Source organism: Pseudooceanicola pacificus (assembly GCF_009789075.1).
Taxonomy (GTDB): domain Bacteria; phylum Pseudomonadota; class Alphaproteobacteria; order Rhodobacterales; family Rhodobacteraceae; genus Pseudooceanicola; species Pseudooceanicola pacificus.
In genome coordinates this window covers 95,247-120,352 of record NZ_WNXQ01000005.1, presented here as the reverse complement: position 1 = coordinate 120,352, position 25,106 = coordinate 95,247, and the positions used below count along the sequence as shown (strand labels likewise).

General features: G+C 62.7%; 32 protein-coding genes and 1 pseudogene. 24 read left to right on the top strand and 9 right to left on the bottom strand.

Translation table 11 applies throughout. The annotated features are described in order from the left end of the window. Positions 1-149 precede the first annotated feature (149 nt). Complete coding sequence (locus GLS40_RS10685; RefSeq protein ID WP_107978698.1) at positions 150-428, bottom strand: DUF6522 family protein; 279 nt, start codon at positions 426-428, stop codon at positions 150-152. A 151-nt stretch (positions 429-579) separates the two neighbouring features. Between GLS40_RS10685 and GLS40_RS10680 the strand changes: the two genes are divergently transcribed. Genes GLS40_RS10680 through GLS40_RS10640 form a run of 10 tightly spaced genes read left to right on the top strand, consistent with a single transcriptional unit; the run spans position 580 to position 7,143 of the window. Next, positions 580-1,032 (top strand): group III truncated hemoglobin, encoded by a 453-nt coding sequence (locus tag GLS40_RS10680; RefSeq protein WP_107978699.1) that lies wholly within the window; start codon positions 580-582, stop codon positions 1,030-1,032. Between the two features lie 7 nt (positions 1,033-1,039). Beyond that, positions 1,040-1,417, top strand: a complete 378-nt coding sequence (locus GLS40_RS10675; protein ID WP_107978700.1) for a DUF488 domain-containing protein — start codon at positions 1,040-1,042, stop codon at positions 1,415-1,417. Then, complete coding sequence (locus GLS40_RS10670) at positions 1,414-2,445, top strand: NAD(P)H-dependent flavin oxidoreductase (RefSeq protein WP_107978701.1); 1,032 nt, start codon at positions 1,414-1,416, stop codon at positions 2,443-2,445. The genes GLS40_RS10675 and GLS40_RS10670 overlap by 4 nt, the downstream gene beginning before the upstream one ends. Continuing rightward, positions 2,442-2,627, top strand: a complete 186-nt coding sequence (gene ccoS / locus GLS40_RS10665) for a cbb3-type cytochrome oxidase assembly protein CcoS (protein ID WP_107978702.1) — start codon at positions 2,442-2,444, stop codon at positions 2,625-2,627. The genes GLS40_RS10670 and ccoS overlap by 4 nt, the downstream gene beginning before the upstream one ends. Beyond that, positions 2,624-4,276 (top strand): cytochrome-c oxidase, cbb3-type subunit I, encoded by a 1,653-nt coding sequence (gene ccoN, locus GLS40_RS10660; RefSeq protein ID WP_160382711.1) that lies wholly within the window; start codon positions 2,624-2,626, stop codon positions 4,274-4,276. The genes ccoS and ccoN overlap by 4 nt, the downstream gene beginning before the upstream one ends. Positions 4,277-4,280: 4 nt before the next feature. Further along, complete coding sequence (ccoO, locus tag GLS40_RS10655) at positions 4,281-5,057, top strand: cytochrome-c oxidase, cbb3-type subunit II (protein WP_160382710.1); 777 nt, start codon at positions 4,281-4,283, stop codon at positions 5,055-5,057. 4 nt (positions 5,058-5,061) lie between these two features. Continuing rightward, positions 5,062-5,232: a cbb3-type cytochrome c oxidase subunit 3 gene (locus GLS40_RS10650; protein ID WP_160382709.1), complete on the top strand. Its 171-nt coding sequence runs from the start codon at positions 5,062-5,064 to the stop codon at positions 5,230-5,232. Next, positions 5,223-6,101 (top strand): cytochrome-c oxidase, cbb3-type subunit III, encoded by an 879-nt coding sequence (ccoP, locus tag GLS40_RS10645; RefSeq protein WP_160382708.1) that lies wholly within the window; start codon positions 5,223-5,225, stop codon positions 6,099-6,101. Before GLS40_RS10650 ends, ccoP begins: the two co-directional genes overlap by 10 nt. After that, positions 6,098-6,271: a hypothetical protein gene (locus GLS40_RS17840; protein ID WP_202076089.1), complete on the top strand. Its 174-nt coding sequence runs from the start codon at positions 6,098-6,100 to the stop codon at positions 6,269-6,271. The genes ccoP and GLS40_RS17840 overlap by 4 nt, the downstream gene beginning before the upstream one ends. Further along, positions 6,265-7,143 carry a DUF2189 domain-containing protein gene (locus GLS40_RS10640; protein ID WP_160382707.1) on the top strand — a complete coding sequence of 293 codons (879 nt, stop codon included), beginning with the start codon at positions 6,265-6,267 and terminating at the stop codon, positions 7,141-7,143. Before GLS40_RS17840 ends, GLS40_RS10640 begins: the two co-directional genes overlap by 7 nt. Before the next feature lie 198 nt (positions 7,144-7,341). Here the strand turns inward: GLS40_RS10640 and GLS40_RS10635 are convergent, their stop codons facing one another. Continuing rightward, the gene (locus tag GLS40_RS10635) at positions 7,342-8,256 is read right to left on the bottom strand and encodes a LysR family transcriptional regulator (RefSeq protein ID WP_107978708.1); all 915 of its coding nucleotides are present in this window, start codon (positions 8,254-8,256) and stop codon (positions 7,342-7,344) included. A 131-nt stretch (positions 8,257-8,387) separates the two neighbouring features. On the opposite strand from GLS40_RS10635, the gene GLS40_RS10630 reads away from it, so the two are divergent. From GLS40_RS10630 to GLS40_RS10615, 4 genes are all read left to right on the top strand, one after another. Continuing rightward, a complete protein-coding gene (locus tag GLS40_RS10630) occupies positions 8,388-8,963 on the top strand; it encodes an NADPH-dependent F420 reductase (protein ID WP_107978709.1) in 576 nt (191 codons plus the stop codon). Positions 8,964-8,986: 23 nt separating this feature from the next. Continuing rightward, on the top strand, positions 8,987-9,409 hold the full coding sequence (locus GLS40_RS10625) for a DoxX family protein (protein WP_107978710.1): 423 nt from the start codon (positions 8,987-8,989) through the stop codon (positions 9,407-9,409). A 61-nt stretch (positions 9,410-9,470) separates the two neighbouring features. After that, positions 9,471-10,334: a VOC family protein gene (locus tag GLS40_RS10620; protein ID WP_107978711.1), complete on the top strand. Its 864-nt coding sequence runs from the start codon at positions 9,471-9,473 to the stop codon at positions 10,332-10,334. Positions 10,335-10,344: 10 nt separating this feature from the next. Further along, positions 10,345-11,283: a glutathione S-transferase family protein gene (locus GLS40_RS10615; RefSeq protein WP_107978712.1), complete on the top strand. Its 939-nt coding sequence runs from the start codon at positions 10,345-10,347 to the stop codon at positions 11,281-11,283. Between the two features lie 21 nt (positions 11,284-11,304). Here GLS40_RS10615 and GLS40_RS10610 read toward each other — a convergent pair whose 3' ends face one another. Beyond that, positions 11,305-11,922, bottom strand: a complete 618-nt coding sequence (locus tag GLS40_RS10610; protein ID WP_107978713.1) for a trimeric intracellular cation channel family protein — start codon at positions 11,920-11,922, stop codon at positions 11,305-11,307. Positions 11,923-12,060: 138 nt separating this feature from the next. On the opposite strand from GLS40_RS10610, the gene GLS40_RS18120 reads away from it, so the two are divergent. Together GLS40_RS18120 and gdhA are read left to right on the top strand one after the other, a co-directional pair. Continuing rightward, the gene (locus tag GLS40_RS18120; RefSeq protein ID WP_244641165.1) at positions 12,061-12,231 is read left to right on the top strand and encodes a universal stress protein; all 171 of its coding nucleotides are present in this window, start codon (positions 12,061-12,063) and stop codon (positions 12,229-12,231) included. Positions 12,232-12,603: 372 nt separating this feature from the next. Further along, entirely contained in the window at positions 12,604-13,959 is a 1,356-nt protein-coding gene (gdhA, locus tag GLS40_RS10600; protein WP_107978715.1) for an NADP-specific glutamate dehydrogenase, read from the top strand. 14 nt (positions 13,960-13,973) lie between these two features. Here the strand turns inward: gdhA and GLS40_RS17985 are convergent, their stop codons facing one another. The 4 genes and pseudogenes from GLS40_RS17985 to GLS40_RS10585 form a co-directional block, all read right to left on the bottom strand. Continuing rightward, positions 13,974-14,663 carry a pseudouridine synthase gene (locus tag GLS40_RS17985; RefSeq protein WP_235905893.1) on the bottom strand — a complete coding sequence of 230 codons (690 nt, stop codon included), beginning with the start codon at positions 14,661-14,663 and terminating at the stop codon, positions 13,974-13,976. A 165-nt stretch (positions 14,664-14,828) separates the two neighbouring features. After that, a pseudogene (locus GLS40_RS17980) lies at positions 14,829-15,038 on the bottom strand (integrase core domain-containing protein); the annotation flags it as partial. Positions 15,039-15,207: 169 nt separating this feature from the next. Continuing rightward, the gene (locus GLS40_RS10590) at positions 15,208-15,621 is read right to left on the bottom strand and encodes a PAS domain-containing protein (protein ID WP_107978717.1); all 414 of its coding nucleotides are present in this window, start codon (positions 15,619-15,621) and stop codon (positions 15,208-15,210) included. Between the two features lie 2 nt (positions 15,622-15,623). Then, positions 15,624-16,322 (bottom strand): 5-formyltetrahydrofolate cyclo-ligase, encoded by a 699-nt coding sequence (locus GLS40_RS10585; protein WP_235905885.1) that lies wholly within the window; start codon positions 16,320-16,322, stop codon positions 15,624-15,626. 131 nt (positions 16,323-16,453) lie between these two features. Between GLS40_RS10585 and GLS40_RS10580 the strand changes: the two genes are divergently transcribed. Further along, complete coding sequence (locus tag GLS40_RS10580; protein ID WP_107978718.1) at positions 16,454-16,870, top strand: RrF2 family transcriptional regulator; 417 nt, start codon at positions 16,454-16,456, stop codon at positions 16,868-16,870. A gap of 90 nt (positions 16,871-16,960) precedes the next feature. Here the strand turns inward: GLS40_RS10580 and GLS40_RS10575 are convergent, their stop codons facing one another. Next, positions 16,961-17,419, bottom strand: a complete 459-nt coding sequence (locus GLS40_RS10575; RefSeq protein ID WP_146178890.1) for a hypothetical protein — start codon at positions 17,417-17,419, stop codon at positions 16,961-16,963. A gap of 618 nt (positions 17,420-18,037) precedes the next feature. Here GLS40_RS10575 and GLS40_RS18260 point away from each other — a divergent pair. The 6 genes from GLS40_RS18260 (at position 18,038) to GLS40_RS10545 (ending at position 23,018) form a co-directional block, all read left to right on the top strand. Further along, entirely contained in the window at positions 18,038-18,352 is a 315-nt protein-coding gene (locus tag GLS40_RS18260; RefSeq protein ID WP_146178891.1) for a DUF1127 domain-containing protein, read from the top strand. A 600-nt stretch (positions 18,353-18,952) separates the two neighbouring features. Continuing rightward, a complete protein-coding gene (locus GLS40_RS10565; protein WP_107978722.1) occupies positions 18,953-19,420 on the top strand; it encodes a hypothetical protein in 468 nt (155 codons plus the stop codon). A gap of 83 nt (positions 19,421-19,503) precedes the next feature. Next, entirely contained in the window at positions 19,504-19,947 is a 444-nt protein-coding gene (gene rnk, locus GLS40_RS10560) for a nucleoside diphosphate kinase regulator (RefSeq protein ID WP_107978723.1), read from the top strand. Positions 19,948-20,317: 370 nt separating this feature from the next. Then, positions 20,318-21,274 carry a mechanosensitive ion channel family protein gene (locus GLS40_RS10555; RefSeq protein WP_160382705.1) on the top strand — a complete coding sequence of 319 codons (957 nt, stop codon included), beginning with the start codon at positions 20,318-20,320 and terminating at the stop codon, positions 21,272-21,274. A gap of 96 nt (positions 21,275-21,370) precedes the next feature. Continuing rightward, positions 21,371-21,832, top strand: a complete 462-nt coding sequence (locus GLS40_RS10550) for an AAA family ATPase (RefSeq protein WP_235905883.1) — start codon at positions 21,371-21,373, stop codon at positions 21,830-21,832. Between the two features lie 289 nt (positions 21,833-22,121). Continuing rightward, entirely contained in the window at positions 22,122-23,018 is an 897-nt protein-coding gene (locus tag GLS40_RS10545) for a DMT family transporter (RefSeq protein ID WP_160382704.1), read from the top strand. 11 nt (positions 23,019-23,029) lie between these two features. On the opposite strand, the gene GLS40_RS10540 is transcribed toward GLS40_RS10545, so the two are convergent. After that, the gene (locus tag GLS40_RS10540; protein WP_107978726.1) at positions 23,030-23,728 is read right to left on the bottom strand and encodes a FadR/GntR family transcriptional regulator; all 699 of its coding nucleotides are present in this window, start codon (positions 23,726-23,728) and stop codon (positions 23,030-23,032) included. Positions 23,729-23,961: 233 nt separating this feature from the next. Between GLS40_RS10540 and GLS40_RS10535 the strand changes: the two genes are divergently transcribed. Next, the gene (locus GLS40_RS10535) at positions 23,962-25,062 is read left to right on the top strand and encodes an HPP family protein (protein ID WP_107978727.1); all 1,101 of its coding nucleotides are present in this window, start codon (positions 23,962-23,964) and stop codon (positions 25,060-25,062) included. Positions 25,063-25,106: the final 44 nt, after the last annotated feature.

Below are 25,106 nucleotides of genomic sequence, written 5' to 3'. Positions count from 1 at the left end.
CTCTGAACTTTTCTCGAGATGTCCCCGGGAGATCGCTGCGCATAGAACGCCCGCGAACCGCCCGGGGCTAAGGGCGGTTCAGCAGAAGAAACCGGAACTTGATCTGATACCTGACCATGGATTGATCGTTGCTTGCCGCCCGTCGAGTGTCAATCCCGGCGCACTGACCGCGATCGCGGAGTGACGGGAAAGCTTCCCCGCGACAGCACCTCTCCCTCTGCGTCGACAACGAGACGGAACGCGCGGTCTGCACGGTAGAAGGTCATGCGCCAACGTCCTTCGTCTTCGCCCGCCCCGCTCTCGGAGCGGCTGCTGATGAGTCCGTTCCGCATCTCTTCCCGGACCTGCTCTTCCGTGATCTTGAAGGCCCGCGCGATGGCGGCTGCTTCCACAACGAACCCGCTGTCGGTTTTGGATACTTCACTCATCCCAGCGTCTCCCATGCCCTGATCCCGCGCCGATCTCCGCCAGTCAAGCTCTGCGCGGTTTCGCGCGATTGCGCTCGACCACAATAGGTATTTACAATACCACTTGGGAGACGTACCCCGTCAATACAACTGCGACCAAGGTGCCACACCGATGACCTCCATCCAGCCTTATTCATCGCGCAGCCCCTCCGCGCGCCCGGAGATCACCGCCGATCTCGAGGCACGGACCGGACTCGATGACGCGGTGCTGCGCGAGCTGGTCCATGCATTCTATGGCAAGGTCCGCAAGGATCCTGTTCTTGGCCCTATCTTCGCGGCGCGCATCGATGACTGGCCACCGCATCTGGAGCGGATGACTGCATTCTGGTCCTCCGTTGCCCTTATGACAGGCCGCTATCATGGCGCCCCGGTACCCAAGCACGTCGGTCTGCCGATTGACTGGGGCCATTTCGAGCGGTGGCTCACCATCTTTCGCGAGACCGCGAAGGAGATCTGCACACCCGCAGGCGCCTCCCATGTCATCGAGCGGGCAGAACGCATCGCCCGGTCGCTCAACTTCGCGGTCGAGGATGCCAAAGGCACCGGCATCCCGAAACTGGTTTGACCCTCGCATGGCGAAGCAATTCGATATCGATATTGCCCGCGTTCACGACGAGACGTCCGGCACGGACCGCGCGAGGCTGCTCGTGGATCGGATCTGGCCGCGAGGTATTTCGAAGACCTGTCTCGGGCACGATGACTGGATCAAGGACATCGCGCCGACCACCGAGCTCAGGAAATGGTTCGACCACGACCCGGACAAATGGGGAGAATTCCGCAACCGCTACCTGCAAGAACTGGCTGACAACACGGACGCTGTCGAGCACTGCCTCGCATGGTGCCGAGCTGGCCCCGTTACTCTGCTCTTCGCCGCGAAGGACCGGGACCACAACCAAGCTGTGGTCCTGCGGGACTACCTGAAGCAGCGACTCAAGGGGAGCAAGTCATGACGCTTGAACCCGGGTCCCTTCGCACCCCCCTCTGCGATCTGCTGGGATGTGAGTATCCCATCATCCTGGCCGGTATGGGAGGCGTCGCGCGCGCCGAACTGGCCGCCGCGGTCGCCAATGCCGGCGGTTTCCCGACGCTGGGGATGGTGCGCGAAGCGCCTTCACTGATCGCCTCGGAGATCAGGGCCTATCGTCGGCTGTCAAACCGCCCTTTTGCCGTCAACCTCATCCCCGCAGCCACCGACCCAGGCCTGCTGGACCAGCAAATCGAAACTTGCCTTGCGATGGAGGTCGAGGTGTTCTCGTTCTTCTGGGACGTGGTGCCCGAGGCAGTTGCCCGGGTGAAGACGGCAGGCGCTCTCCTGCTGCACCAGGTGGGCACGCTGCGCGCGGCACGGGAGGCCGAAGCCGCCGGGGCGGATGTGTTGATCGCACAGGGGCAGGATGCTGGCGGCCACGTTCACGGGCGCACCCCGACATTCGACCTGCTTCGGGCCGTGCTGGAAACAACGGCTCTCTCGGTTGTCGCCTCGGGCGGCATCAGCAACGGCAAGGGGCTGGCCCGGGCGCTCTCGTTCGGGGCGCAGGGCGTCCAGTGCGGCACCGCCTTCCTGGCCACGGCCGAATCCTTCGCCCACGACTACCACAAGCAACGGGTCGTGACCGCCCAGGGAGAGGATACCGTCCTGACCGACGGCTTCGTGCTGAACTGGCCCAAGGGATCGGTCGTGCGCGTCCTCCGCAACAGCGTCACCGAGACCTTTGGCCCGGCCCTGATGGGACATGACCCCGAGAGGATCGCACATGAGGTGATCGCCCGCGACGGCCTCATCCCGCGGCTGCGCCAGAGCACGGACTCGCCCCTGCGCACCACGACCGGAGATCTTGAACAGATGCCGCTTTATTGCGGCACCGGAGCGGGTGAGATCGACGAGATTGTCCCGGCGGCGCAGCGCCTGAACACCCTGTGTGCCGAGGCTCAAGCTCGCCTCGCATCAGGCCGGCAAACGCCGGTGGGGCGGACATGAACATCCTTCTACTGCTGATACCCGTGACGCTGATGATGGGTGCAATCGGCCTCGGAGCATTTTTCTGGGCGATGAAGACCGACCAGTTCGACGACCCGGAAGGCGATGCCCGCCGGATACTCCAGACGGAGGACCGTCCGCTGCCACCAAGACATAGAACTGACCGGGAGGTTGCCAGATGATGGAGCGGTTGACAGGTGCCGAACGCCAGATCGCATTGATGATTTGTGTCGTCATGGCGACTGTCGGGTTGGTGATGGCCGCAGCGGGTCGAGGCGATCCGATGGGGAGCCACGGCGCGATCGTGCTGATTGCAGCCGGTATCACGACCTTCTTCGTCCTGCGTGCGATTGGCGAGCCCGAACCGGCCGAGGATCGCACGGTCAACTACTATGACGACCCGACCAAGGCCGGGCTGGTAATTGCCCTATTCTGGGCCGTCGTCGGTATGGGCATGGGCGTCTGGGTCGCGGCGCAACTGGCCTGGCCGGACCTGCGCTTCGATGCGGCGTGGTCGAGCTTTGGCCGCATTCGCCCCGTTCATACGTCGGGGGTGATCTTCGGCTTCGGTGGCAACGCCCTCATCGCGACGTCCTATCATGTCATGCAACGCACCAGCCGGGCCCGGCTGGCGGGACATGTCTCACCGTGGTTCGTGCTGCTGGGCTTCAACCTGTTCTGCATCGTCGCCGCCTCGGGCTACCTGATGGGCGTCACCCAATCCAAGGAATACGCCGAGCCCGAATGGTATGCCGACATCTGGCTGGTGATCGTCTGGGTGGTCTACTTCGTGCTCTACATCCGCACGTTGGCGCGCCGGAACGAGCCGCATATCTACGTGGCGAACTGGTATTACATGGCGTTCATCCTGGTGGTGGCGATCCTTCATATCGTCAACAACCTCGCCGTCCCCGCCAGCCTGACAGGAGCAAAGAGCTACTCGGCATTCGCGGGCGTGCAGGACGCGATGACGCAATGGTGGTATGGCCATAACGCGGTCGCCTTCTTCCTGACCGCCGGGTTCCTCGGCATGCTCTATTACTTCCTGCCCAAGCGGGCGGAGCGGCCGATCTATTCCTACCGCCTGTCGATCCTGTCGTTCTGGGGCATCGTGTTCTTCTACATCTGGGCCGGCTCGCATCATTTGCATTACACCGCCCTGCCGCAATGGGTGCAGACGCTGGGCATGACCTTTTCGGTCATGCTGCTGGTGCCCTCCTGGGCCAGCGCGGGGAACGCGCTGATGACGCTGAACGGCGCCTGGCACAAGGTGCGCGACGACGCCACGCTGCGCTTCATGATGGTGGCGGCGGTGTTCTACGGGCTGTCCACCTTCGAAGGCTCGTTCATGGCTGTGCGTGCGGTGAACTCGCTGTCGCATTACACCGACTGGACGGTAGGGCATGTCCATGCCGGCGCGATGGGCTGGGTGGCGTTGATCACCTTTGGCTCGATCTACTCCGTCGTCCCACTGCTGTGGAAGCGCGAGACGATGTATTCCTGGAAGCTGGTGGAATGGCACTTCTGGCTCGCGCTGGCCGGCACGGTGATCTACGTCTTCGCGATGTGGAACAGCGGCATCATCCAAGGGCTAATGTGGCGCACCTACACCGAGAGCGGCACGCTGGCCTATTCTTTCACGGACACGCTGGTGGCCATGCATCCCTATTACGTCGCACGGGCCTGCGGTGGTGCCCTGTTCCTGACCGGCGCGATCCTGGCGGCCTACAATGTCTACATGACGATCCGGCACGCCCCTGAAAAACGCCCGGAACGCGATTACCCTACCTCGTCCGAAGCCACCGAACCTCCCGTCCCGGCAGCGGAGTGACACGATGTTTCGCAAAATCCTCTCCCCCTTCGCCCGCCTGTTCGAGTTTCACGCCCGTACCCACTACCGCACCGAGAGGCACTCGATGGCGCTGACCCTCGGCATCATCGTCGCCGCTGGAGTGGGCGGTTTCGTGGAAATCGCGCCGCTCTTCACCATCGACGAAACAGTCGAGGCCGCACCGGACATGCGGCTTTACACGCCGCTCGAGCAGGCCGGGCGCGACATTTACATCCGCGAGGGCTGCTATGCCTGCCACTCCCAGATGATCCGGACCCTACAGGACGAGGTGGATCGCTACGGCCCCTATTCGCTGGCCGTGGAATCGCAATACGACCACCCGATGCTCTGGGGGTCCAAGCGAACGGGTCCGGACCTCGCGCGGCTGGGCAACAAGTATTCCGACGACTGGCACGTGCGTCACCTCGTCGATCCACGCGCCGTGGTGCCGGAATCGGTGATGCCGCAATACGCTTTCTTGCTGGATACCACGCTCGAGACAGAGAGCCTGCCGGATCGCCTTGCGGCCCTGCGGGTGGTGGGCGTGCCCTACAGCGACGAACAGATCGCCAATGCCGATGTCGACGCGCGCGGACAGGCCCGGCCCGACACCGACGCAGCCGACGGGGTCAGCGAACGATACGGAGACACGACCGGCATCCGGCAATTCGACGGACAGCGCGACCGCGTCACGGAGATGGACGCGTTGGTGGCCTACCTTCAGATCCTCGGCGGGCTCACGGACGCTGCCTTCGAAAATCAGCCACTCGGGGAGGACTGACAGCATGGATCTCACCCACGACCTGACCTCGGTGATCGCGAAGTCCTTCGGGTTGTTCTACCTCATCGCCCTGTCGGTGGGCATCACCGCCTACGCCTACTGGCCGTCGCTGGGCAAACGCTTCGACAAGGCCGCCAACAGCATCCTGGATGACGAGGACGGGCCATGTCAGTAAAGGAACGAGATCCCCTCACTGGGCACCAGACCACGGGCCACGAATGGAACGGGATTACCGAGCTGAACACTCGCGTGCCGCGCGCGGTGTGGTTCTTCATAATTGTCACCCATATCTGGGCGCTGGTCTACTGGGTGCTCATGCCGGCCTGGCCACTGGTGAACACCTATACTCGCGGGCTGCTGGGCATTGACCAACAAGAACAGGTGGAAGAGCGCGTGGCCGCCGCGGATGCCACCCGTGGCATCTGGGCGGATCAAATCGCCGCGCTCCCGTTGGACAAAATCCGTGACGATACCCTGCTCATGGCCCACGTCGAACGGACAGCGCCCGCACTCTTCGGTGACAATTGTGCGGCCTGCCACGGAAGCCGCGCCAAAGGCGGCCCCGGTTATCCCTCCCTCGTCGATGACGCCTGGCTCTGGGGCGGTGACGATGAAACGATCCTCGAAACCCTGCGTGTCGGTATCAATTCACCTCATCCCGACACGCGCTATGCCGAGATGTTGGCGTTCGGCCGTGATGGCATGCTCGACCGAGACCAGATCCGCGTCGTGGCGGACTACGTGCAGTCGCTGGCGGGCCTCGACAGCGGCGCCTCGCCCGAGCGGCTGGAGGAAGGCGCCGCACTCTTCGCCGACAATTGCTCAAGCTGCCACGGCGAGGATGGTGCGGGCATGCAGGACCTTGGTGCCCCGAACCTCACAGACAACTACTGGATCTACGGCGGCTCCGATGAGGCGCTGTTCGAGACGATCTATGGTGGCCGACAGGGCTGGATGCCCGCATGGGAAAATCGGCTGACCGGGGCGCAGCGCAAGTTGCTTGCCATCTACATCACCTCGCTGGCCGATGGAGGCCCGCAATGACCATTGAACGGCCCCGTGTCCTGGCGATCTCCGCCGCATTCTTGGTAGTGGCCGTCTTCGCAGCCGCCAATATCCATCTCGTCTCGGTCTCGCTGTCGTCGCAACCGAACTGCGTTGAAATCGCCAAGGAAGGCGCCGGCACCTACCGCCCGGCGAAACCGTCATGCTGAGCCAGAACAATGCCCCGCCGCCCGACAATCCGCACGCCGGGGGCGTCATTCCGAAGGTGGTCCCACCCTTGGCGCGCCCGAGCTCGCACGCCCGCGACCTGCCGTGGCGCACCGCCTTCACATGGCTGCGGGCCGGGTGGCGCGATCTCTGGACCCACCCGCTTCCGAGCCTGATCTACGGCCTCGGCGTTTTCCTCGTCTCGGTCGCCGTGGTCTGGTTTCTGTTCCACTTGAATTTTGACTATGCGCTGTTCCCGGCACTCGCAGGTTTCATGGTGGTCGGGCCGCTGATCGCCGGCGGGCTCTACGAGAAGAGCCGGCGACTGGAGGCAGGCGAGCCGGTCGGCCTCGGGCCAATGCTGTTCGTCCGGCTTCGGTCCGGCGGTGCCGGTGTCTTCATGGGGGTCATGCTGCTGGGGCTCTTCCTGCTGTGGATGCGCGCGGCGGTCCTGATCTATGCGCTCTTCTTCGGCATGGTGGCCTTTCCCGGCACCGAGGAGATCGTGCCGATGCTTCTCCTGACTCCCACTGGCTGGGCCCTGCTGCTGGTCGCCTCTGCCGTCGGTGCGCTCTTCGCCGCCTTCTCCTTCGCCATCAGCGTCTTCGCCTTTCCGATGCTGCTGACGGAACGGACCGACGCGCTCTCCGCGCTCGGGATCAGCATGGCGATGGTCTGGAACAACCTCGGGGTGATGATCGCCTGGGGTGCCATCGTAGTGGTGCTGTTTGTCCTATGCCTACTCACGGCCGGACTGGGGCTGATCCTGGTGTTCCCGTTGCTGGGACATGCGACGTGGCATTGCTACCGCGCCATCCGCTCAGACGACGCTGCCGCGCATGAGGATGACCGCATGTTCATTCGTCCGGCCTGACCCGGAAACGGCGGGGCTGCAGAAGCCTGCAACCCGATGTGTGTCTGGTCGCGGCAAGGCAAATGTCTGGGTCATCGGCGGGACACATCCGGAACAAGACCCAATATTGCACAACCTCGGAAACGAAGGCTTCGAAGAAAAGCAGACGCTCACCGGCACATCTCGAAGGTTGCCCACGTGTAGCTCCGCCAGCCTTGATCAGCTTGTCGTCGCTTTTTGAAGCAAGTGAGTGGTCTGCATATCCTCGGCGGCGAAGTCGATAAGGGCTCGTATCTTTCGAGGCAGGGTCCGACCTTCGAGATAGACGGCGCTGACCGGTCCCATGTCCATGTCGAAATCCTCCAGCAGGGGAACGAGGCGGCCCGTCTCAAGCATGTCCGCAATGGCGAACCGGGGCGGAAAGGCGATCCCCATGCCGGCCGCGGCCAGCTCGATTGCTGCCCTGGCCGAGTTGACATGAAACCGGCCCCGCACTTGGGTGACAATCTCGGTGTCGTTCTTTTTGAACACCCACCGATGCGGTTGGCGACGGTTCATGTCGACGATGCAGGCGTGATGCACGAGTTCGTCAGGTGATTGCGGAGCTCCTTGGGATTTCACGTAGTCGGGATGGACCACCAGGCAGCTATGGAAGACACCAAGCTTGCGGGTCTTGAGCGAAAGTGTCTCTGACACGCCTATCCGGAACGCCAGGTCTATGCCGTCGGCGGCCAGGTCGACGTAGCGATCATCCAGCCTCAGGTCGAAGGTCAGATTCGAGTGCGCTTCGGCGAACCGGGCCAGCATGCCGGCCACGTAGACTTCGCCGAAGGTCACGGGCGCCGAGACCCGGACGATCCCGCTCAGGCCGCGCGATCCTTCCGAGACATTGCTCAGGAGAGCATCAAGCTCGTCGAGGACGGCCGGCGCCCGCGCAAGGAGATCCTCCCCGGCCGGTGTCAACCCGACCTTCCGGGTCGTCCGCTGGAGCAACCGCGTGCCGAGGCGCGCCTCCAGTTCGGCCACGTATTTCGAAGTCAGGCGGTTCGAGACCCCCAGTTGCTCGGCTCCGGCAGTGAAGGAGCCGGTCCGCGCGGTGGCCACGAAAGCCTTGAGTTCGTCCACGATATCCATATCGCCCCCTTTAAGAACAAAATCGCGATAGTCATTCAATAACATCGTCATTTTATGGAAGATGGGGAAGCCTTACTTTGACTTCAGTGAACAACAGGCCGCCCGAGGGCGGGAAACTGAAGGAGAATGCAATGCGTATCGCAGTTATCGGAAACGGAAACGTCGGCTCCGGTCTCGCCAAGGTGCTGAGCCAGGCCGGCCATGAGGTAACCACCATCGGCCGCAACGACGATCTCTCTGCCGCCGTCTCCCAGGCGGAACTGGTGGTCCTGGCCACGCCCTATGGGGCCGTGGCGGATCTTGCCGGCAAGGCGAACTTCAGCGGCAAGACTGTCATCGATGTCTCGAACCCGGTGACCGAGGACTTTTCGGGTCTCCAGGTCGGTCATAAGACTTCGGCTGCCGAAGAGATCGCCTCCCGGCTGCCTGGCGCGACGGTGGTGAAGGCGTTCAACACGGTCTTCGCCCAGCACTACGGCACGGGCCTCAAGGTGAATGGCCGGCTTATCCAGACCTTCGTCGCAGCCGATGACGAGGCCGCACGCGAGAGGGTCAAGGCCCTGGCCGCCGAGATCGGCCTCGAGCCGGTCGATGCCGGCCCGCTCGCCAACGCCCGCTACCTGGAGCCCATCGGTTTCCTCAACATCCAGTTCGGCTACGTTTTCGGTCACGGCACCGGGATCGCGCCGCGCTGGCAGTTTTCCTGAACCTTCTGAGCGGAGCAAATGACATGACGACCCGAACCAATGCAGACTATGCTGCTTTCGTCCTTCGCGTTACGAGTGGCGTGGCCTTTCTCGCCCATGGCTGGATGAAGGTGAGCCTCTTCACCATCCCCGGCACCGTGGCCTTCTTCGAAAGCCTCGGCCTGCCCGGCTTCTTTGCCTATCTGACCATTCTCGGAGAACTCGGCGGCGGGCTCGCGCTGATCCTTGGCGTCGGTGTGCGCGCCGTTTCGATCCCGCTCGTCGCGATTCTGCTCGGCTCTGTCTGGGCCCATTCAGGCTTCGGCTGGAGCTTCTCGAACGAAGGGGGCGGCTGGGAATACCCGCTCTTCTGGACGGTGGTGCAAGGCGTCGTTGCTGTCCTGGGACGCGGCGCTTTCGCCCTCCGTATCCCGGAACCCGACCGCCGTCTCGGCCAGTTCGCCTGACCTTCCCCGTCGGCCGCCGGGATCCTCCCGCGGCCGCACTCTATCCCAAGGAGACCTTGCCATGACCACCGCCACCCACTTCTTCGACATGACGACCGCGCCGATGCGCATAGGCGCGGTCCGGCTCAAGGTGCGTGACCTCGATGCGGTCTCCGCCTTCTACCAGAGAGTGCTCGGGCTCGTCCCGGTTGCGACCGACGGTGATCGCATCACCTTCGGCACCGGCGACGTGCCGCTTCTGGAGCTTCAGGGTGACCCGGACCTTTCCCCGCTCGATCCGCGGCAGGCCGGGCTCTTTCACACCGCCTTCCTGATGCCGACGCGGTCCGACCTGGCCCGTTGGGTCGGGCATGCCGCCGAGGCGCGCGTGCCGCTCCAGGGCGCGTCGGATCACCTCGTCAGCGAGGCGCTCTACCTCGTCGATCCCGAGGGCAACGGAATCGAGGTCTATGCGGACCGCCCGGTCTCGGCTTGGCACGGCGACGACGGCGAGATCCGGATGAGCACCGATCCGCTGGACCTGCAGGACTTGCTGCAAAGCGCCGAAGGCACTGAATGGTCAGGCTTCCCCGAGGATGGCAGCATCGGCCATGTCCACCTGCAGGTCGGCGACACGGGCGAGGCCGACCGCTTCTACCGCGACGTGCTCGGCCTCGATATCTCCGCGAGTTATCCCGGCGCCAGCTTCTACGGCAGCGGCGGCTACCACCACCAGCTTGCCGGCAATATTTGGAACAGCCGCCGGGCCGGCAAACGCCCCGAGGGAATGGCGGGTCTCGATTCCGTCGAGATTATTGTCCAGAACGCCGGGGACATCACGGGCATTGCCGCCCGCGCCGAAAGCGCCGACATTGCCAGCACCCGCACCGCGGATGGACTGACCCTGAACGACCCCTGGGGCACCGGCATCACGCTCAGGAACTAAGGAGACGATCATGCTTCGAGACGGAGAATGGGTTGCGGACTGGCAGCCGGTCCAGGCCAAGGACGACAAGGGCGGCTTCGTCCGCCAGACATCGAGCTTCCGCAACTGGGTCACGCCTGACGGCGCGCCAGGGCCGACCGGCGAGGGCGGCTTCAAAGCCGAGCCGGGCCGCTACCACCTCTATGTCGCGTTGATCTGCCCATGGGCATCCCGCACGCTTATCGGGCGCAAGCTGAAGGGACTGGAGGACGTGATCTCTGTTTCTGTGGTCGAGCCGGAACTGTCCGACCAAGGCTGGCGCTTTGGCGATCCGACCGAAGCCGAGGGCGCTTCCTACATGCACGAGATCTACACCCGGGCCGATCCCGGCATCTCCGGCCGGGCAACGGTGCCGGTGCTCTGGGACAAGGCTCGCGGGACCATCGTAAACAACGAGTCCGCCGATATCCTAAGGATGCTGAACTCCGGCTTCGGAGAGTTGGCAGACGACTGCGTCGATCTCTATCCGGCAGACCTGCGTGAGGAGATCGACGCGCTCAACGACCGCATTTATCCGGCCCTGAACAACGGCGTCTACCGCACGGGCTTTGCCACCACGCAGGTCGCCTACGAGGAGGCATTCCGCGAGGTCTTCGCGATGCTTGATGAACTTGAAGATCGTCTCGCTGACGGCCGAGACTTCCTTTCGGGAGATCGCTTCACCGAGGCCGATGTGCGGCTGTTCGTGACGCTGGTGCGCTTCGACGTGGCCTATCACGGCCTCTTCAAGTGCAACCTGCGCCGCATCGCGGACTACCCCGCCCTGAGCCGCTACCAGGAACGGATCCTGGCGATCCCCGGCGTGCGCGATACGGTCAACGTCGACCACATCAAGCGCGGTTACTACTCGATCAAGGCGCTGAACCCCACCGGCATCGTTCCTCTCGGGCCGGAATGTTCCCTGGGCTGACGGTGCCGGTGGCCCTCAGAATCAAGACCCTGGCGCGCGCGGGGCGCGCCAGCCCCGCCAGACACTGATCACCCGAAACCCGAAGGCCGCCACGACACCGGCGACGGCGATCCAGACCTCCGAGAGACCGAGCGCAGTCCCGGCCACCACGATTGTTGCGCCGACCGTCGCGGCAAGCGCATAGACTTCTTCGCGCAGGACACGCGGGATCTCGACAACAAGAAGATCCCGCGTCGCGCCACCGCCCACAGCCGTCAGAACCCCGAGCAGGATCGCGGGCAACGGATCGAGACCGAACAGGAGTGATTTCTGGCAGCCGCTGACCGCGAAGACCCCGAGCCCGAGCGCGTCCAGCACCATCACGGGCTTGTTCAAGCGTTCCAGCAGCCGATGCCCGAAGAACACGCAGACACCCGCAGCGAGCGCCGTGAGAAGGTAACGCGGATCCTCCAACGCTGTTGGCGGCGTCGCACCCAGAAGCATATCCCTGATCATGCCACCCGCGAGGCCGGCTGCGACCGAGAGGACCAAAATCCCAAATATGTCGAGGCCGCGGCGGACCGCCACCAGCGCGCCACTGATGGCGAACACGAAGGTTCCGAGAAAATCCAGCCAGAGACCCAAAGGTAGCACGTCCATATCGTCACCGAGGCAATGAGATAGGTGTGCACCTTCGCTCAGTTACGGGAAGTCGTCCATTCAACTCAGACCCGCCTGCGAGGAATACCGCGAAAGAAGGGCTGCCAGCGACCGATCACGCGATACGAAGCTTCGCCAGTGCCACACGAAATCCTGAAAGCAGTAAGTGAAGAGGAGGCGGACCTGATCGTGATGTCGACGCATGGTCGAAGCGGACTTGCCAAAATGCTCATCGGCAGCGTGACCGAGCAGGTGCTCAGAACCGCGCAAACCGACGTGCTCGCAATTCCCCCGAAACGTGGAGAGTGAGCCAGGCGTCGGCGTTGCCAACGCAGAAGGCTGGCCCACCGGTTAGTCCTCGAGACCCAGCCAGATCTCGCGCGCTACATCCTGCGGTCCCCGCAGCGCCTCGCGCAAGGCCAGAAAACGCTGTTCAACGGTCTGCGACACGCCCGCCTTTCCGACCTCGTGAGCCTCGAAGAGAATCTTGCGTTCTCCGTCTGCCTCCACAAGGGACCACGTCTCGTGTCTCGATCCACCGTCTGTTGGAGTCCACCCTGCGCGAGAACGGTTTGCACAACGGTCGAGGATCAAATAGCTGATGAGCAAATGGGCGCTCGTGGTGCTGATGCACACATTTTCCGCACCCGACCAACACCCCCCTTTGATGCGACGAGGCACATGAACAATATCGACGAAAAGCTACAACCGATCCTTACCGAAGTAGCGCGGCGCAATGCCGGCGAGCCGGAATTCCACCAGGCCGTGCACGAGGTGATGGAAAGCCTCGGGCGAGTCGTGGCAAAGCACCCTGATTATCTCGAACAAGCGCTCATCGAACGGATCTGCGAACCCGAACGCCAGATTATCTTTCGCATCCCTTGGGTTGACGACCAGGGGAATGTCCAGATCAATCGAGGATTTCGCGTCCAGTTCAACTCGTCCCTCGGTCCCTACAAGGGAGGGATGCGCTTCCACCCGTCTGTCAATCTGGGAATCATCAAGTTCCTGGGCTTCGAGCAGACCTTCAAGAATGCCCTGACCGGCCTGCCGATCGGTGGTGGAAAAGGCGGAACGGATTTCGACCCCAAGAACAAATCCGACGGCGAGATTATGCGCTTCTGTCAATCTCTCATGATCGAACTGCACCGCCACCTGGGCGAGCAGACGGATGTGCCTGCCGGCGATATCGGTGTTGGCGGGCGTGAAATCGGATACATGTTCGGACAATACAAGCGCCTGACCAACCGTTATGAATCAGGCGTGTTTACCGGCAAGGCCATCGCCTACGGCGGATCCCGCGCCCGGACCGAGGCAACTGGTTTCGGCAACGCCTATTTTACCAGGGCCATGCTTGCAACGCGCCAGAGCGACTTCGACGGGAAGCGCGTCGTGGTATCGGGCGCGGGCAATGTCGCCATCCATACCATCGAAAAGGTGCAATCCTTTGGGGGCACGGTCATCGCCTGTTCGGATTCCAGCGGTTACGTCATAGACGAAGCCGGGATTGATCTTGCCCTGCTCCAGGAGATCAAGATCGTGCGCCGAAAGCGCATTTCGGAATATGCCCGGTTGCGTGGGGACGGGGTTCATTTTGTGCCTGTCGGGAAAGGCTCTGTCTGGGATCTACCCTGTGACGTGGCAATGCCCTCGGCCACCCAGAACGAACTGACGGGCAAGGACGCGAAATCACTGGTCAAGAACGGCGTTCTGGCTGTCGGCGAAGGCGCGAACATGCCCTGCACCCCCGAGGCGATCCGCATCCTGCGCGAGGCCGGGATCCTGTTCGCGCCTGGCAAGGCGGCGAATGCCGGGGGCGTTGCGACGTCGGCGCTCGAAATGCAGCAGAACGCCAGCCGTGACCGCTGGAGCTTTGAGCAGACTGAACAGCGGTTGGCTCAAATCATGAAGAGCATCCACGACAGATGCGCCGAAACTGCCGATGAGTATGGCGCCCCCGGTGACTACGTCCTCGGCGCGAACATCGCCGGTTTCGAGCGGGTTGCGAAAGCCATGCGGATGCTGGGAGTGATCTGAGCCGATCCCCTCGGTCATCGAAAGACGAGGGCGGTCTCTTCCTCGCTCAGCAGATTCCATCGACCGGGAGCCAAGTTCTCGTGCAGGCAGAGATCGCCCAGGCGTTCACGTCGCAGAGCTTCGACGAAATTGCCGGTGGCGGCGAACATGCGGCGAACTTGGTGGTATCGGCCCTCGGTGACGGTGATCAGGGCTTCGGTTTCCGAGATTATGTCCAGCACTGCCGGCGCCAGGGGTTTGTCATCGCCTCTGAGCGTGAGTCTGCCAGACGCAAACAGTGCGGTTTCCGTGCCATCGAGTGGACGGGCAAGCGTGACACGGTAGGTTTTTCTGAGCCGGCTTCTGGGGCTGCTGATACGATGCAGAAGGTCTCCGTCGTCGGTCAGAAGCAAAAGGCCAGAGGTCTGTTTGTCCAAACGCCCAATGGTTGAAATTGCGGGCTTGCGGCGTCGCCAGCGAGCAGGCAGCCTGTCATAGACAAGCTCGCCTGCCTCCTTGTGCGAACAGGTCACGCCCGAGGGTTTGTTCATCATGACGACCAGGCCAGCAAGCGGATCAAGCGAACTGCCCGCGACCGTCATGCGGCGGGGCAGGTCCGCGCTGACAGGGATGCGGACGGAGGCGTCCAGGATCTCAGCCTGATCGAAGACAATGCCACCAGACCGCGCCAGCCGCGCGATGTCCTTGCGGGCACCATATCCCATCGAGGACAAGAGCCTGTCTACACGTGTGAATGAACTGCTGGACAAGTCCGGTGATCCTCGTAAGCGAAATCCACCACGCCGGGCTACTTGCGGCTCTATCGCAATGATCGGCCCTACCCCGAAAGTCCAGTTTGTATGCTGGAGAACAGTCAGCTTTCGGTCCATCGGGGCGATAGTTTCGGGAGCCGGAGGGTGATCGCCCAGAGCGCCATGGGGTCGCTTGGTGTTGTGGTGTTTCCGACTTCGCTCGATCGGAGCCAGCGCTTGGCTGGGGCTACAGAAGATTTCTCCGTTGAATAGTTTGTCGCGGAACCGGGCATTGAAGCTCTCGCAGCATCCGTTTTCCCAAGGTAAGCTTGGTTCGGTGTAGGCTGTCCCGGTCACCGTTCAACCAGCATCCTGATACGAGCGACCGCGCGGGGAGGCGGTCCGCTATTTCTACAGCCGCGGGCCATTTTTCGAGGATCGGATCGCCGAAGATCAAGCGGGTAGTGTAGTAATCCGCCCTCTCAGAACATGCAGTGAGAGCGCCTCGATACTCCCCTCAACCGCCAATCGCGCGCCGCAACCTCTTGCGCTCTTCAAAGTCCTCGGTGACGTCGCGCATGATCGCCGCGACCGCCTGCAAGTCGCCGTCCTCGCCGCGCAACGGAACGATGGAAAACTGGATCGAGATCTGTGCTCCGTCCTTACGGATTGCTGGAACTGACAGAAGATCGCCTGCGCCATATTTGGTTTGGCCGGTCCGCATGGTGGCCTCGTAGCCGATCCAGTGTCGCTCACGCAGTCGCTCCGGCGTGATGATGTCCAATGACTGGCCAAGCGCCTCCCCCTCTGCAAAGCCGAATATCCGCTCCGCACCCCCGTTCCAGACGCGGATGATGCCTTCGCGGTCCGCGACCACCAGCGCATCGGGCATGCCCTCGAACAGTTTTCGCGCCATCTGGTTTCTGTCCATCGTTAGCCTCCGACTTCGATCCCACGCTCGGTGAGTATGACATCCATCGGAATATCGTGGGATTGCGGATAGATCGTGGGCAGCTGCGCCGCGGCGAGACCCACGCCGATGCTGAAGGGTCGCGGCGACAGCGCCGCCAGGGTTCGATCGAAATACCCTCCACCATAGCCAAGGCGATAGCCCTCACTGTCCCAGCCCATGAGAGGCGCGAGAACGACATCCGGCATCACCTCCGGCGCGTCCCGTGGCGGCACAGGGATATTCCAGTGTCCGCGCTCCATCCGGGTCTCCGGAGTCCACAGGCGGAACACCAATGGCGCCGCCCGCGTCTCCACGAGAGGCAGGGCAATGCGGCGGCCAGACGCCTGCATCTCGGTCATCAGAGATCGCAGGTCCGGCTCGTCCTTGATCGGCCAATAGAAGGCAACGATCCCGTCGCCCGCCCCGGCAGAGTTCGCTGCAAACAGTCTCTCCAGTCCTGTCATCAGCGCTTCACCTGTTGCTTTCCTCCGGGGTGAGGAAAGCGTCCGACGCGCCTCACGAAGCCGCTTGCGTTCCGCCGTGCGCCACCGGGCCACGTCGCGCGCTTGTTCGGGATCTACGGCCAAGGGATCGAAATACCCAGGATCGACCTCTGCCGCCATGCAGGGCGGGGAGGCAAAGCCTCCCTCACTCTTGAAGCTGTTGGACCCATTGCCCATGGCCGAACTCCGAAATGCAGGTGTAGTCTTTCTCGCGGTAAGAGCCATTTATCCGCGCCGGGACTGTTCACTCTTCTGGATAAGCGCCATAATAGGCACTGTAAATACCACTTCCACTTCATGGATGGCAGATGCGCCTTACCTCATTCACCGACTACGGACTCCGCATGCTGATGCGCCTTGCCAGCGCGCCGGACCGAGCATTTTCCACGGCTGATCTCGCCAAGGAATTCCAGCTTTCCCGCAACCATCTCATCAAGATCATGCAGAAACTCGGTCGGGCCGGGTTGGTGCAGACACGCCGTGGAGGCGGTGGCGGTGCAACCCTGGCCTGCGCCCCGAAGGAGATCCGGTTGGGGGACGTGGTTCGGGTGCTGGAAGAGGGCCAAGCGCTTGTCGAATGCTTCCAACCGAATGGTGGGGATTGCACGATCGACGGATGCTGTCGCCTGAAGGCTCGGCTTCGGGTGGCCGAAATGGCCTTTATCGAGAACCTCAACCGCTCGACCCTTGCCGATGTCGCCCTCCCCGCACCAGAACCCGCCTGACACGGCGATCGTGGCGCTACCGGCGCAGATTAACCGAGGCAGCAAGTCACTCGCGATGCCTTGCCGCAGATCGGTCTGCTACTCGGCGCGTTAGACCGGTTCCACCGTTTCGATCTTCAAAACGCCGACAATGACAGTGCGACCGTCCTCTTTCTTCAGGGGCTCTTCCTGGTATCTTGACATGCCCAAGAGAGTTGCGCCCAGCAGAGATCCCACGGGAATATGGCCCGGCCGTTCTACTACGCTCATTGTCAAAATGCCCTTCTGTATAGGGCCATTGTTTTCAGCATATGTAATGCGTTTCAAAGGCAATGCGATTTGGTCGATGCCTTTGCCAGCCGCTTTCCCGGCCGTTCGCATCTTGTAGCGCAGGATCCCTTCTACAAGACGCGGCATATTCCGTGCCGCGGGGTCATCTCGGGAAAGCAGCCAGTCGATGTCGGTGCGGTCAGAAGGCCGAAGAAAAAACTCTACATCGTTGAGGCGGTTTTCTGGGGTGGTGTCGTAAGCAAAGCTATTCGGCACCCGCGCATATTGTGCGTTGGTCATGTTCGTCTCCCAGGGGCTGATCTCAGCAGACCCGATGTCTCTATCCAAATGTTCGAGAAATCCCCGGGTGGCCGTGAACGCGTTTACGCGCTCGCCCCCCGGGCAGGGAGGCGGTTCAGAAGCAGAAACCGGAAGAGGCTTTCGTTCGTAACCATGTACACAGGCTATGCAACAAATGGATTCTGTCAACCGTCACGGCCGCGGTGCGGCGAAGTGACAACACTATAAGAGTTTGTTCTCACTGCTGCGCGACAATAAAACCGAGGTCTGCGATTTCCTTTGGCGGAGCATCATCCATGAGCCTCGTCCGCCTCTCATGGCGGCAGTGCCAGAAGGTCGCAGGCCACGCCGTGCTCTTGATATACGCACGCGGAATGCCGATATCTCAGTCATGACCATGTTCAGTCTTCATACGAGGTTCCTGCTCAACGCAGGAAACACACTGAACCGCCGGTAGCCCCGGGCGGGATCAGGCCGCGTGCCGGTCCGCGCCTCGGGGTCTTCTCGATCTCTTACAGATCAGTCGAAGTGACAAACGCGCCAATCTGGCCGGAAGACCACGCCTGTGCGGGTCGCCCAGCTGACGTGGTGCGTGCGTCTCGGTTCAGTTTCTTCGTCATGGAGCATGACATGCACCCCCACGTCTTCAAATCCAATAACCATCACTTCCCACCCCCTCGAGCGGCCAGTCCGCGCAACCGCAAGCCCGGAGCGTTTCGACATTGGCTCCAGACCGCATTCCACCGCTGGCAACGCGGGAAAATGATCGAAACTCTTCGAGGCATGGACGATCGCCTGCTGCGCGACATCGGGATTGATCGCAGTGATATCCCGCGCGTCGTCGATGGTCTCACGGATCGCGAACTGAGCATGCGTCCAGTTTCTTCGGATGTGCAGGTCGATGCGCGGTGGCGCGGCGGCCGAACGGCATAAGCCGGTCCCATTCTCGAGAACCCGCACCACTGGACTGCAGTGGTGCGCAGCCTTCGCCGTGCAGTGGCTCCCTATGGAGCGATGGAAAGGAGTGACAAAATGATGCTTTGCAAGGCAGATTTCGACGAGCTGTTTCCGGAACTTTTCCGGCCGAGTGACATGGAGAGGTCGGTCGCTGAGCCGAGCGCCAAGTGCCTGGCGCGTTGGGAAGATGATGGTGGTCGCACGACTTCGGCAAACATCATCCCGCTGCCACACCGCCGGCCGATCCAGGAAGCTCGACGTGACTCAATCTTCGAGGTGCGCCGTCGGTGACCCCCCCGTCGTCGAAGTCCGCCTCGTGGACCTCGTCATCAATTCGCCGTCTCGAGATCTGTGCATCCTTGACCGTTCCAGAACTGGCCCGGTCTCCAAGATTGACAGGTTGCGCCCAAAGACTAAGGTCTCATCATGGTCACGCACGAGAACCTTTTCCGGTTTCTGCTTCTAAACCGCCCGGGTCCCCGGGCGGTCTGCGCATAAGCGCGTCTTCGACCACCCGGGGCTTTCTCACACCCTTGCATCTGAGAACGCGGGCTTCACCGCTCCGGGAGACACATCATGACCATTACCAGGATCCCCCACCTGCCTGCCGGCAGTGACTTTCGATCGCTCTTCGAACGCTCCGCTGTCGGGAGCGGCTTTCTTCTCACTGTCGACGACCGGCTCGGCATCGAGCACCTGCTTCGCTATCGCGGAACCAGGAATTCGCCCAATCCCGCTCTACTAAACGGGCTGCTGCGCCACAAGCTGCGGATCTCGCGCGGAACTCCCGAGCCGGCCTCGCCAGATCTTGTCGTGGCCGGATGCCACGTCACCTACATGATCAGCGGTGAGGGCGCTCGCAGCGGCGTGCTCTCCATGAACCCCGCGCCGGTCCCGGGACATATTCTCGTTGCTTCATTGCTTGGGGCGACCCTGATCGGGATGCGAAAGCTGCAGAAGGTTCCGCTCCTGCGGGACGACGGTCAGATCGAAGTCGTCGTGGTACTGGACGTGCATCCGTCGCCGGACCACGCCGCGGCCTGATGCTTTGATCCGTTCGTGGCGGGTCAGGGATTATGGCCACCCATAATTCACTCACACCACCAGATGGTGGAAAGGAAACTACGATGAACAAACAACTCTCTACGTCACGCGGCACCGGCCGGCGGCCCAGGGTCGTCATAGGTGCGGACTGCCTGGAAAGGCTCGAGGCACTTGCGGAGGGCGCGATCCAGCGCAACCCGGACCTTGCCGACCGGCTGCTCGGCGAAATCGGCCGGGCCCGTATCGTTCCGGCGGCGAAACTCCCGCAGAACGTCGTGGCCATCGGTCGCGCGGTCACCTATCGGGATGAATCGACCGGCCAGGAAAAGACGGTAACGCCCGTCTATCCCGAGGACGCCGACATCGCACGCGGTCGGATCTCGATCCTGACACCGATCGGGGTTGCCCTGATCGGACTGGCAGAGGGCGCATCGCTCCACTGGGACACCAGGGACGGAGAGCGGCGGGTTCTGACCGTGCTCCACGTCGCGTCCCAGGATGCCCCCGAAAGCCTGGAGGCACAATGAACCGACATTCCCGGGACCCTGCCGAAGCCCATGCTCTGCCCGGAAGGAGCCGCTCGATGCGCTGACGAAGCCACGACGCTCCTTCCGGGATATCGGCAATCGCCGCTTCGGCGTCTTCCCTTCCCGTTGAAAGAGGGTCCCATGAATCGTCACCTTCCGCTTGCCTGCCCCTCCTGCAAGACATCGCTTCCCCGCGCGGCCGCTCATCGCTGTCCCAGCTGTCGGCACATTCTCGGGGGCAATACCCCCATTATCCGAATTTCCTGTCGTCGTTGTGGCTCTGCCGTCGAGCGACATGCCGGCGCCGCCGTGACCTGCCTCCAGTGCCGGTCTCGCCGACCATCGCGGCATCAGCAACAGGGCTGCTGACATGAGACTTCTCTCACATCTCCGTCGGCTGATCTGGCCTTCGGTCCTGCTTCTTGTCGCCGCCGGCCTGGTAATCTTCGACCAGGATGTCGAGCGGCGGACTGGATTACCTCTCCGCATGCTTGGCCGCGTTGTCGGTTGCCTTGCTGCGGCCTGGCTCGGTAGCCGGCTGTTCGGCCTGTTCGCGGATCGCCGGAGACGCGACAAGCGCCCATACCCGCGTCTGTTTCGGGATCTCGTGGCGGTTCTACTGTTCTTCGCCGCCATCGTTGCCTCTGCCTCGCTCCTGCTGGAACAAGGTCTCCTTGGCGCGCTTGCGGGATCGAGCTTGATACTCGCGGTGCTGGGTTTCGCGATCCGGAACGTCGTAGCGGACACGTTGTCCGGCATCGCACTGGGCGTCGAGGCACCCTACCGGATCGGGGACTGGGTCGATATCGAGCAGGTCGCACGAGGCAAGGTCATCGAGATCGGCTGGCGCACGACACGGGTGCTGACGTTGGACTCGACCTACTTGATCCTGCCGAACAGCCAGATCGCGCGCCGACGCATCATCAACTACTCGGCACCGAAACCACAGTATCGCGCGCAGCTGTCTCTGAAGCTATCGCGTGAGGTTTCCGTGGACGCCGCCAAGGAAATAATCCTGAAGGCCGTGGGCGAGGCGCGCCTGATCCAGAGCGAGCCGGCACCGGATGTCCGCGTGCAGGAGCTGGGAAGCGAAGGCAATTCCTATGCGGTCCGGTTCTGGCTGTCGCGCTTCGAACGGGACGTTGACTGCCGCGACGAGCTGCTGTCTCTGATCGACCGCGCGATGCGGCAGGCGAAAGTCCCGACCCCACGCATGCAGATCGAGCTGAATAGGCCCCGCGGGGAAACCATGCTCCCCGTCGATCATGAAACGGAGGTCGCACGGATATTCGCTGCGCCGCCCAAGACGGAGCGCATCGGGGCGTGAGGAGCGGCTGACAACATGGAGAGACATCCGATGACAAACGGCCATGGAGGCCAGCACGTGGTCCTTTCCGGCTGCTCGGGAGGCAGGAAGTCGACGTTGCTGGCCGAACTCGCTTCCCGAGGCTTCGAAACTGTCGAGGAGCCCGGCAGGAAGATCGTGCAGGAGGAGTTGAACGGCGCAGGTGTGGCACTTCCCTGGGTCGATCTCGAAGCCTTCGCAAGGCGCGCCATCGACATAGCGACCGGGGACCGCAACCGCGTCGCGTCTTCGCAGGGTTGGGTGTTCTTCGATCGCGGGCTGCTGGATGCGGCCATCGCGCTGGAACATGCAAGCGGATTGGCGGCGTCCGTCACCCTCTCGGGACACGCCCGCTTCCATCACCAGGTGTTTCTAACTCCACCTTGGCCAGAGATCCACCACAGGGACAGTGAACGCCAGCAAGATCTGAAGGACGGCATCGCCGAGCATCATCGGCTGATCGAGGCTTTCGATTGGCTCGGATATGATCCGTCATTCTGCCAAGGCTCAAAGTCGAAGCGCGAGCCGGTTTCATTCTGAGCGCTCTTGCCTGACGTCACTGGCCTTGCCGAGCAATAAGCCAGAGAGCTACCTGCTCTCCGGATTGGACAAGTCCTTTGAAGACCCCTATATCCGCGTTGCAAGGCAGCATGCGATGGCGTCGCGCGTCCGCTGCCCCGCCCCGATACTTTCAACCGATGTCCTGAACGCCCGGACTTGCTTCCGCACATATCGTGCGGAGCCTGAAGTTATGAGGTGTCCTATGACTCTTGCCTTGCTCGACAGGTCGCAGACCATGTGGACTGGATCTTTCGCAGGAATGACCTGCATGGCCGCGGCAATGCTCCTGCTACCACTGGGCGACACGTTGTCGAAGCTTCTGACAGAGAAACTGAATCCGATCGACGTCGCGACCGCGCGCGTTCTCGCCCAGGGGGCCTTCCTCCTGCCGGCGGCGGTGGTGCTGCGGAAACGTCTCAGGGGCGCCATGTTCTCGCCGGTTGTCGCGCTGTCCGGTCTGCTGGTGATGATCACCCTCATCTGCCTGATAGGCGCCTTCGCGGTCATGCCGATTGCCACCGCGATCGCCATCTTTTTCGTTGAGCCTTTGATCCTGACTGTGCTGGCAGGTCCACTCCTCGGCGAGACAGTCGGACCGCGACGCCTCGCAGCAGTTGGCGCAGGGCTCGCGGGCGCGCTTATCGTAATCCGGCCGGGGCCCGAGTTCGAGGTCGCTGCGCTGCTGCCGCTCCTCGCGGCCGTCTCCTATGCGCTCAACATGATTGTCCTCCGCCGTGCCTCGCGCACCCGCTCCGGGCTGACCATTCAGTGCGGCGCCACAACCTATGCCTGCCTCGGCATGGTAGCGCTTTCTTCCGGTCTTCACGCAGCGGGAATTGTGACTCCGGACCCGAGCGCCCTTTCGACTTGGGCCACGGTCCTCATCCTGGGAAGCGGCCTCCTCGCCGCTGCAAGTTATGTCCTGATCGCCGAAGCCTTTCGCCACGCTGAAGCCGGTCTCCTGGCACCATTCCAGTATCTCGAGATTATAGGCGCCACCGCCGCCGGGTTCGTGGTCTTCGGAGACTTTCCCGATCGGATGACCTGGCTGGGGATCGCAGTCATCCTCACCTCGGGCCTTTACGTCGTCTATCGGGAGAGATCACGCGCGCCGGCCTCCATGCTGCCGACCGCTCACAAGAGCCGGAGGATCCGACCTCGCTGACAGAGGCATCATCAGCATGACGGCACTGGGTTGAGGACGCCCATATCGATGCTGACAGCCTCGAGATGATGGGCCATGGCACGATGCGCGGCCGGCCCGTCGCCGGCGGCAATTGCGTCGACGACCTGTTCGTGATGATCGCCATGCACCCGGGTGAACTCTTCCACGCCGACTCGGCGATAGGTGCGATCCCATTCCCTCTGCCAAACCGCGCGGCATCGGGCGCTCGAGAAATGACGCAGGAGGGCAATCAAGAGAGGGTTGCGCGCGACTTGCGCGATCGACTGGTGGAAGGCGTCATCAGCCCGCTCGCATTCCGCGCGATTTCGAGCGGCACGTCCGTTGGCGACGCGCTGTCGCAGCAGGGAAATGTCCTCCGTTACACGCCGCAACGCGGCAGCCGTTGCGACCTGCGGTTCAAGTAGGCGGCGTGCGTCCATCAGGTCCGCGGGTGTTGTCGCCTCGAGCAGGAGCGTATCCTTCACCGGACGGCCCAGGGGCGCTCGGCCGCGAAAGGTCCCCTGACCGACATGGCGCCAGATCTCGCCGCGCGCCTCGAGGGTGGCGAGCGCCCCACGAAGCGTCTCACGACTGCATCCGACGAGATCCTTCAGCACCCTCTCTGGCGGTAAACGATCTCCCGAGGCCGGCGCACGTTCCTCGAGAACCTGCCAGAGTCGCGCCCGTGCCGCATCCTTGCCTGTTCGCATGCCATTCCCCCATTCAGGCCAATATTCAGACCATTTACCGCTGAAAACAAGCGGGAGCCTGCGTGCGATCGGTCGTTTCGATCCTGACGTCTACGCGGGACCACGATCCCCCCATTCAATTGGAGATAGGACCAATGTCCTTTTCGTCGGATGCATCTGTTCACATTCTGCCATCATCTAAGGCATAGGAGGCGGAAGTTGCTCTCTTTTCGGGCAGCGAAGGAGGCCTTCGTATGCGGGCATGGTATCATCTCTACCCGGCGCTGCCGGCATTTCACGGCCGCGAGCAGTTGCGCGCCGGGCTCGGCGCAGTTCTCGGGATCAGCCTGTGCGCTCTCGTAGTGAGCTTGGCCGCCAGGCTGGGGGAATCGACATTCTTTTTGATGGCTCCGCTTGGAGCGACGGCAGTGCTCGTATTCTGCGTTCCGAACTCGCCCCTCGCCCAACCGTGGTCGGCCATCGTCGGCAATGTGACGGCAGCACTCGTCACTCTCCTGGTTCTCCGGATCGTGCCCGCTCCCTGGTCTGTTGGCGTCGCCGTCGGCGCAGCGATCACCGCCATGATGTTCGTTCGGGCGCTCCACCCGCCGGGAGGGGCAGTGGCATTGCTCACCGCCCTCGATCCGGGCGTGGCCCGGGAAGCGGGACTGCTTTTCGCCTTGATGCCGGTCGGGCTGACCACCGCCGTACTGGTCCTTGCCGCCATCGTCTACAACAGGGCAACGGGCCGGGTATATCCGTTCCGCCAGCCTGAGACGGACGAGACGGGAAATCCCGCGCTGCGCCTGGGTTTGACGACCGAGCAACTCGGTGAGCTTCTCCACCGGTTCAACCAGTCGACCAACCTTGGTGTGGCAGACCTCGGCCGGTTGCTGGCCGCTGCCGAAGCAGAGGCGGCCCAGCACCGTTTTGACGGAACAACCTGTGCTGACGTCATGACCACCGGTCTGATCACGGTCCGACCCGCCACGCCGCTCTCGGATGCGGCACGGCTTTTCCGCAGCCATTCTATCAAGAGCCTCCCGGTCGTAGACGAAGATATGATACTGCGCGGCCTCGTGCTCCAGGCCGATCTTCTGCACGTCGTCGCGGCGCAGGACCGCCCGGCGGCCTGGCGGCAGAGATCTCCGCGTCGCACCATATCAGACGTGATGCGACCCGCCGACCGTGCGGTGCCGGACGATATGCCCGTTGGCGTGCTCCTCAACAGGCTGGCGGCGCAGGGAAGCGAGGTTGTTCCGGTGACCCGGGAGCAGCGACTGGTCGGGATCCTGACCCGATCTGATATCATGCGACTACTGCTTGCTGGGGCAGAGGAACGTCCTGCGGCATGAAGGCCGCTTGCATCGATAAGCGAGGACGGCCTCGCCCAGCCAGA

Excerpts from the sequence above, each read along its gene's own strand:
- GLS40_RS10685 (WP_107978698.1), bottom strand. The coding sequence starts at position 428 with ATGAGTGAAGTATCCAAAACCGACAGCGGGTTCGTTGTGGAAGCAGCC.
- GLS40_RS10680 (WP_107978699.1), top strand. The coding sequence starts at position 580 with ATGACCTCCATCCAGCCTTATTCATCGCGCAGCCCCTCCGCGCGCCCG.
- GLS40_RS10675 (WP_107978700.1), top strand. The coding sequence starts at position 1,040 with ATGGCGAAGCAATTCGATATCGATATTGCCCGCGTTCACGACGAGACG.
- GLS40_RS10670 (WP_107978701.1), top strand. The coding sequence starts at position 1,414 with ATGACGCTTGAACCCGGGTCCCTTCGCACCCCCCTCTGCGATCTGCTG.
- ccoS (WP_107978702.1), top strand. The coding sequence starts at position 2,442 with ATGAACATCCTTCTACTGCTGATACCCGTGACGCTGATGATGGGTGCA.
- ccoN (WP_160382711.1), top strand. The coding sequence starts at position 2,624 with ATGATGGAGCGGTTGACAGGTGCCGAACGCCAGATCGCATTGATGATT.
- ccoO (WP_160382710.1), top strand. The coding sequence starts at position 4,281 with ATGTTTCGCAAAATCCTCTCCCCCTTCGCCCGCCTGTTCGAGTTTCAC.
- GLS40_RS10650 (WP_160382709.1), top strand. The coding sequence starts at position 5,062 with ATGGATCTCACCCACGACCTGACCTCGGTGATCGCGAAGTCCTTCGGG.
- ccoP (WP_160382708.1), top strand. The coding sequence starts at position 5,223 with ATGTCAGTAAAGGAACGAGATCCCCTCACTGGGCACCAGACCACGGGC.
- GLS40_RS17840 (WP_202076089.1), top strand. The coding sequence starts at position 6,098 with ATGACCATTGAACGGCCCCGTGTCCTGGCGATCTCCGCCGCATTCTTG.
- GLS40_RS10640 (WP_160382707.1), top strand. The coding sequence starts at position 6,265 with ATGCTGAGCCAGAACAATGCCCCGCCGCCCGACAATCCGCACGCCGGG.
- GLS40_RS10635 (WP_107978708.1), bottom strand. The coding sequence starts at position 8,256 with ATGGATATCGTGGACGAACTCAAGGCTTTCGTGGCCACCGCGCGGACC.
- GLS40_RS10630 (WP_107978709.1), top strand. The coding sequence starts at position 8,388 with ATGCGTATCGCAGTTATCGGAAACGGAAACGTCGGCTCCGGTCTCGCC.
- GLS40_RS10625 (WP_107978710.1), top strand. The coding sequence starts at position 8,987 with ATGACGACCCGAACCAATGCAGACTATGCTGCTTTCGTCCTTCGCGTT.
- GLS40_RS10620 (WP_107978711.1), top strand. The coding sequence starts at position 9,471 with ATGACCACCGCCACCCACTTCTTCGACATGACGACCGCGCCGATGCGC.
- GLS40_RS10615 (WP_107978712.1), top strand. The coding sequence starts at position 10,345 with ATGCTTCGAGACGGAGAATGGGTTGCGGACTGGCAGCCGGTCCAGGCC.
- GLS40_RS10610 (WP_107978713.1), bottom strand. The coding sequence starts at position 11,922 with ATGGACGTGCTACCTTTGGGTCTCTGGCTGGATTTTCTCGGAACCTTC.
- gdhA (WP_107978715.1), top strand. The coding sequence starts at position 12,604 with ATGAACAATATCGACGAAAAGCTACAACCGATCCTTACCGAAGTAGCG.
- GLS40_RS17985 (WP_235905893.1), bottom strand. The coding sequence starts at position 14,663 with ATGGGATATGGTGCCCGCAAGGACATCGCGCGGCTGGCGCGGTCTGGT.
- GLS40_RS10590 (WP_107978717.1), bottom strand. The coding sequence starts at position 15,621 with ATGGACAGAAACCAGATGGCGCGAAAACTGTTCGAGGGCATGCCCGAT.
- GLS40_RS10585 (WP_235905885.1), bottom strand. The coding sequence starts at position 16,322 with ATGGGCAATGGGTCCAACAGCTTCAAGAGTGAGGGAGGCTTTGCCTCC.
- GLS40_RS10580 (WP_107978718.1), top strand. The coding sequence starts at position 16,454 with ATGCGCCTTACCTCATTCACCGACTACGGACTCCGCATGCTGATGCGC.
- GLS40_RS10575 (WP_146178890.1), bottom strand. The coding sequence starts at position 17,419 with ATGACCAACGCACAATATGCGCGGGTGCCGAATAGCTTTGCTTACGAC.
- GLS40_RS18260 (WP_146178891.1), top strand. The coding sequence starts at position 18,038 with ATGGAGCATGACATGCACCCCCACGTCTTCAAATCCAATAACCATCAC.
- GLS40_RS10565 (WP_107978722.1), top strand. The coding sequence starts at position 18,953 with ATGACCATTACCAGGATCCCCCACCTGCCTGCCGGCAGTGACTTTCGA.
- rnk (WP_107978723.1), top strand. The coding sequence starts at position 19,504 with ATGAACAAACAACTCTCTACGTCACGCGGCACCGGCCGGCGGCCCAGG.
- GLS40_RS10555 (WP_160382705.1), top strand. The coding sequence starts at position 20,318 with ATGAGACTTCTCTCACATCTCCGTCGGCTGATCTGGCCTTCGGTCCTG.
- GLS40_RS10545 (WP_160382704.1), top strand. The coding sequence starts at position 22,122 with ATGGCCGCGGCAATGCTCCTGCTACCACTGGGCGACACGTTGTCGAAG.
- GLS40_RS10540 (WP_107978726.1), bottom strand. The coding sequence starts at position 23,728 with ATGCGAACAGGCAAGGATGCGGCACGGGCGCGACTCTGGCAGGTTCTC.
- GLS40_RS10535 (WP_107978727.1), top strand. The coding sequence starts at position 23,962 with ATGCGGGCATGGTATCATCTCTACCCGGCGCTGCCGGCATTTCACGGC.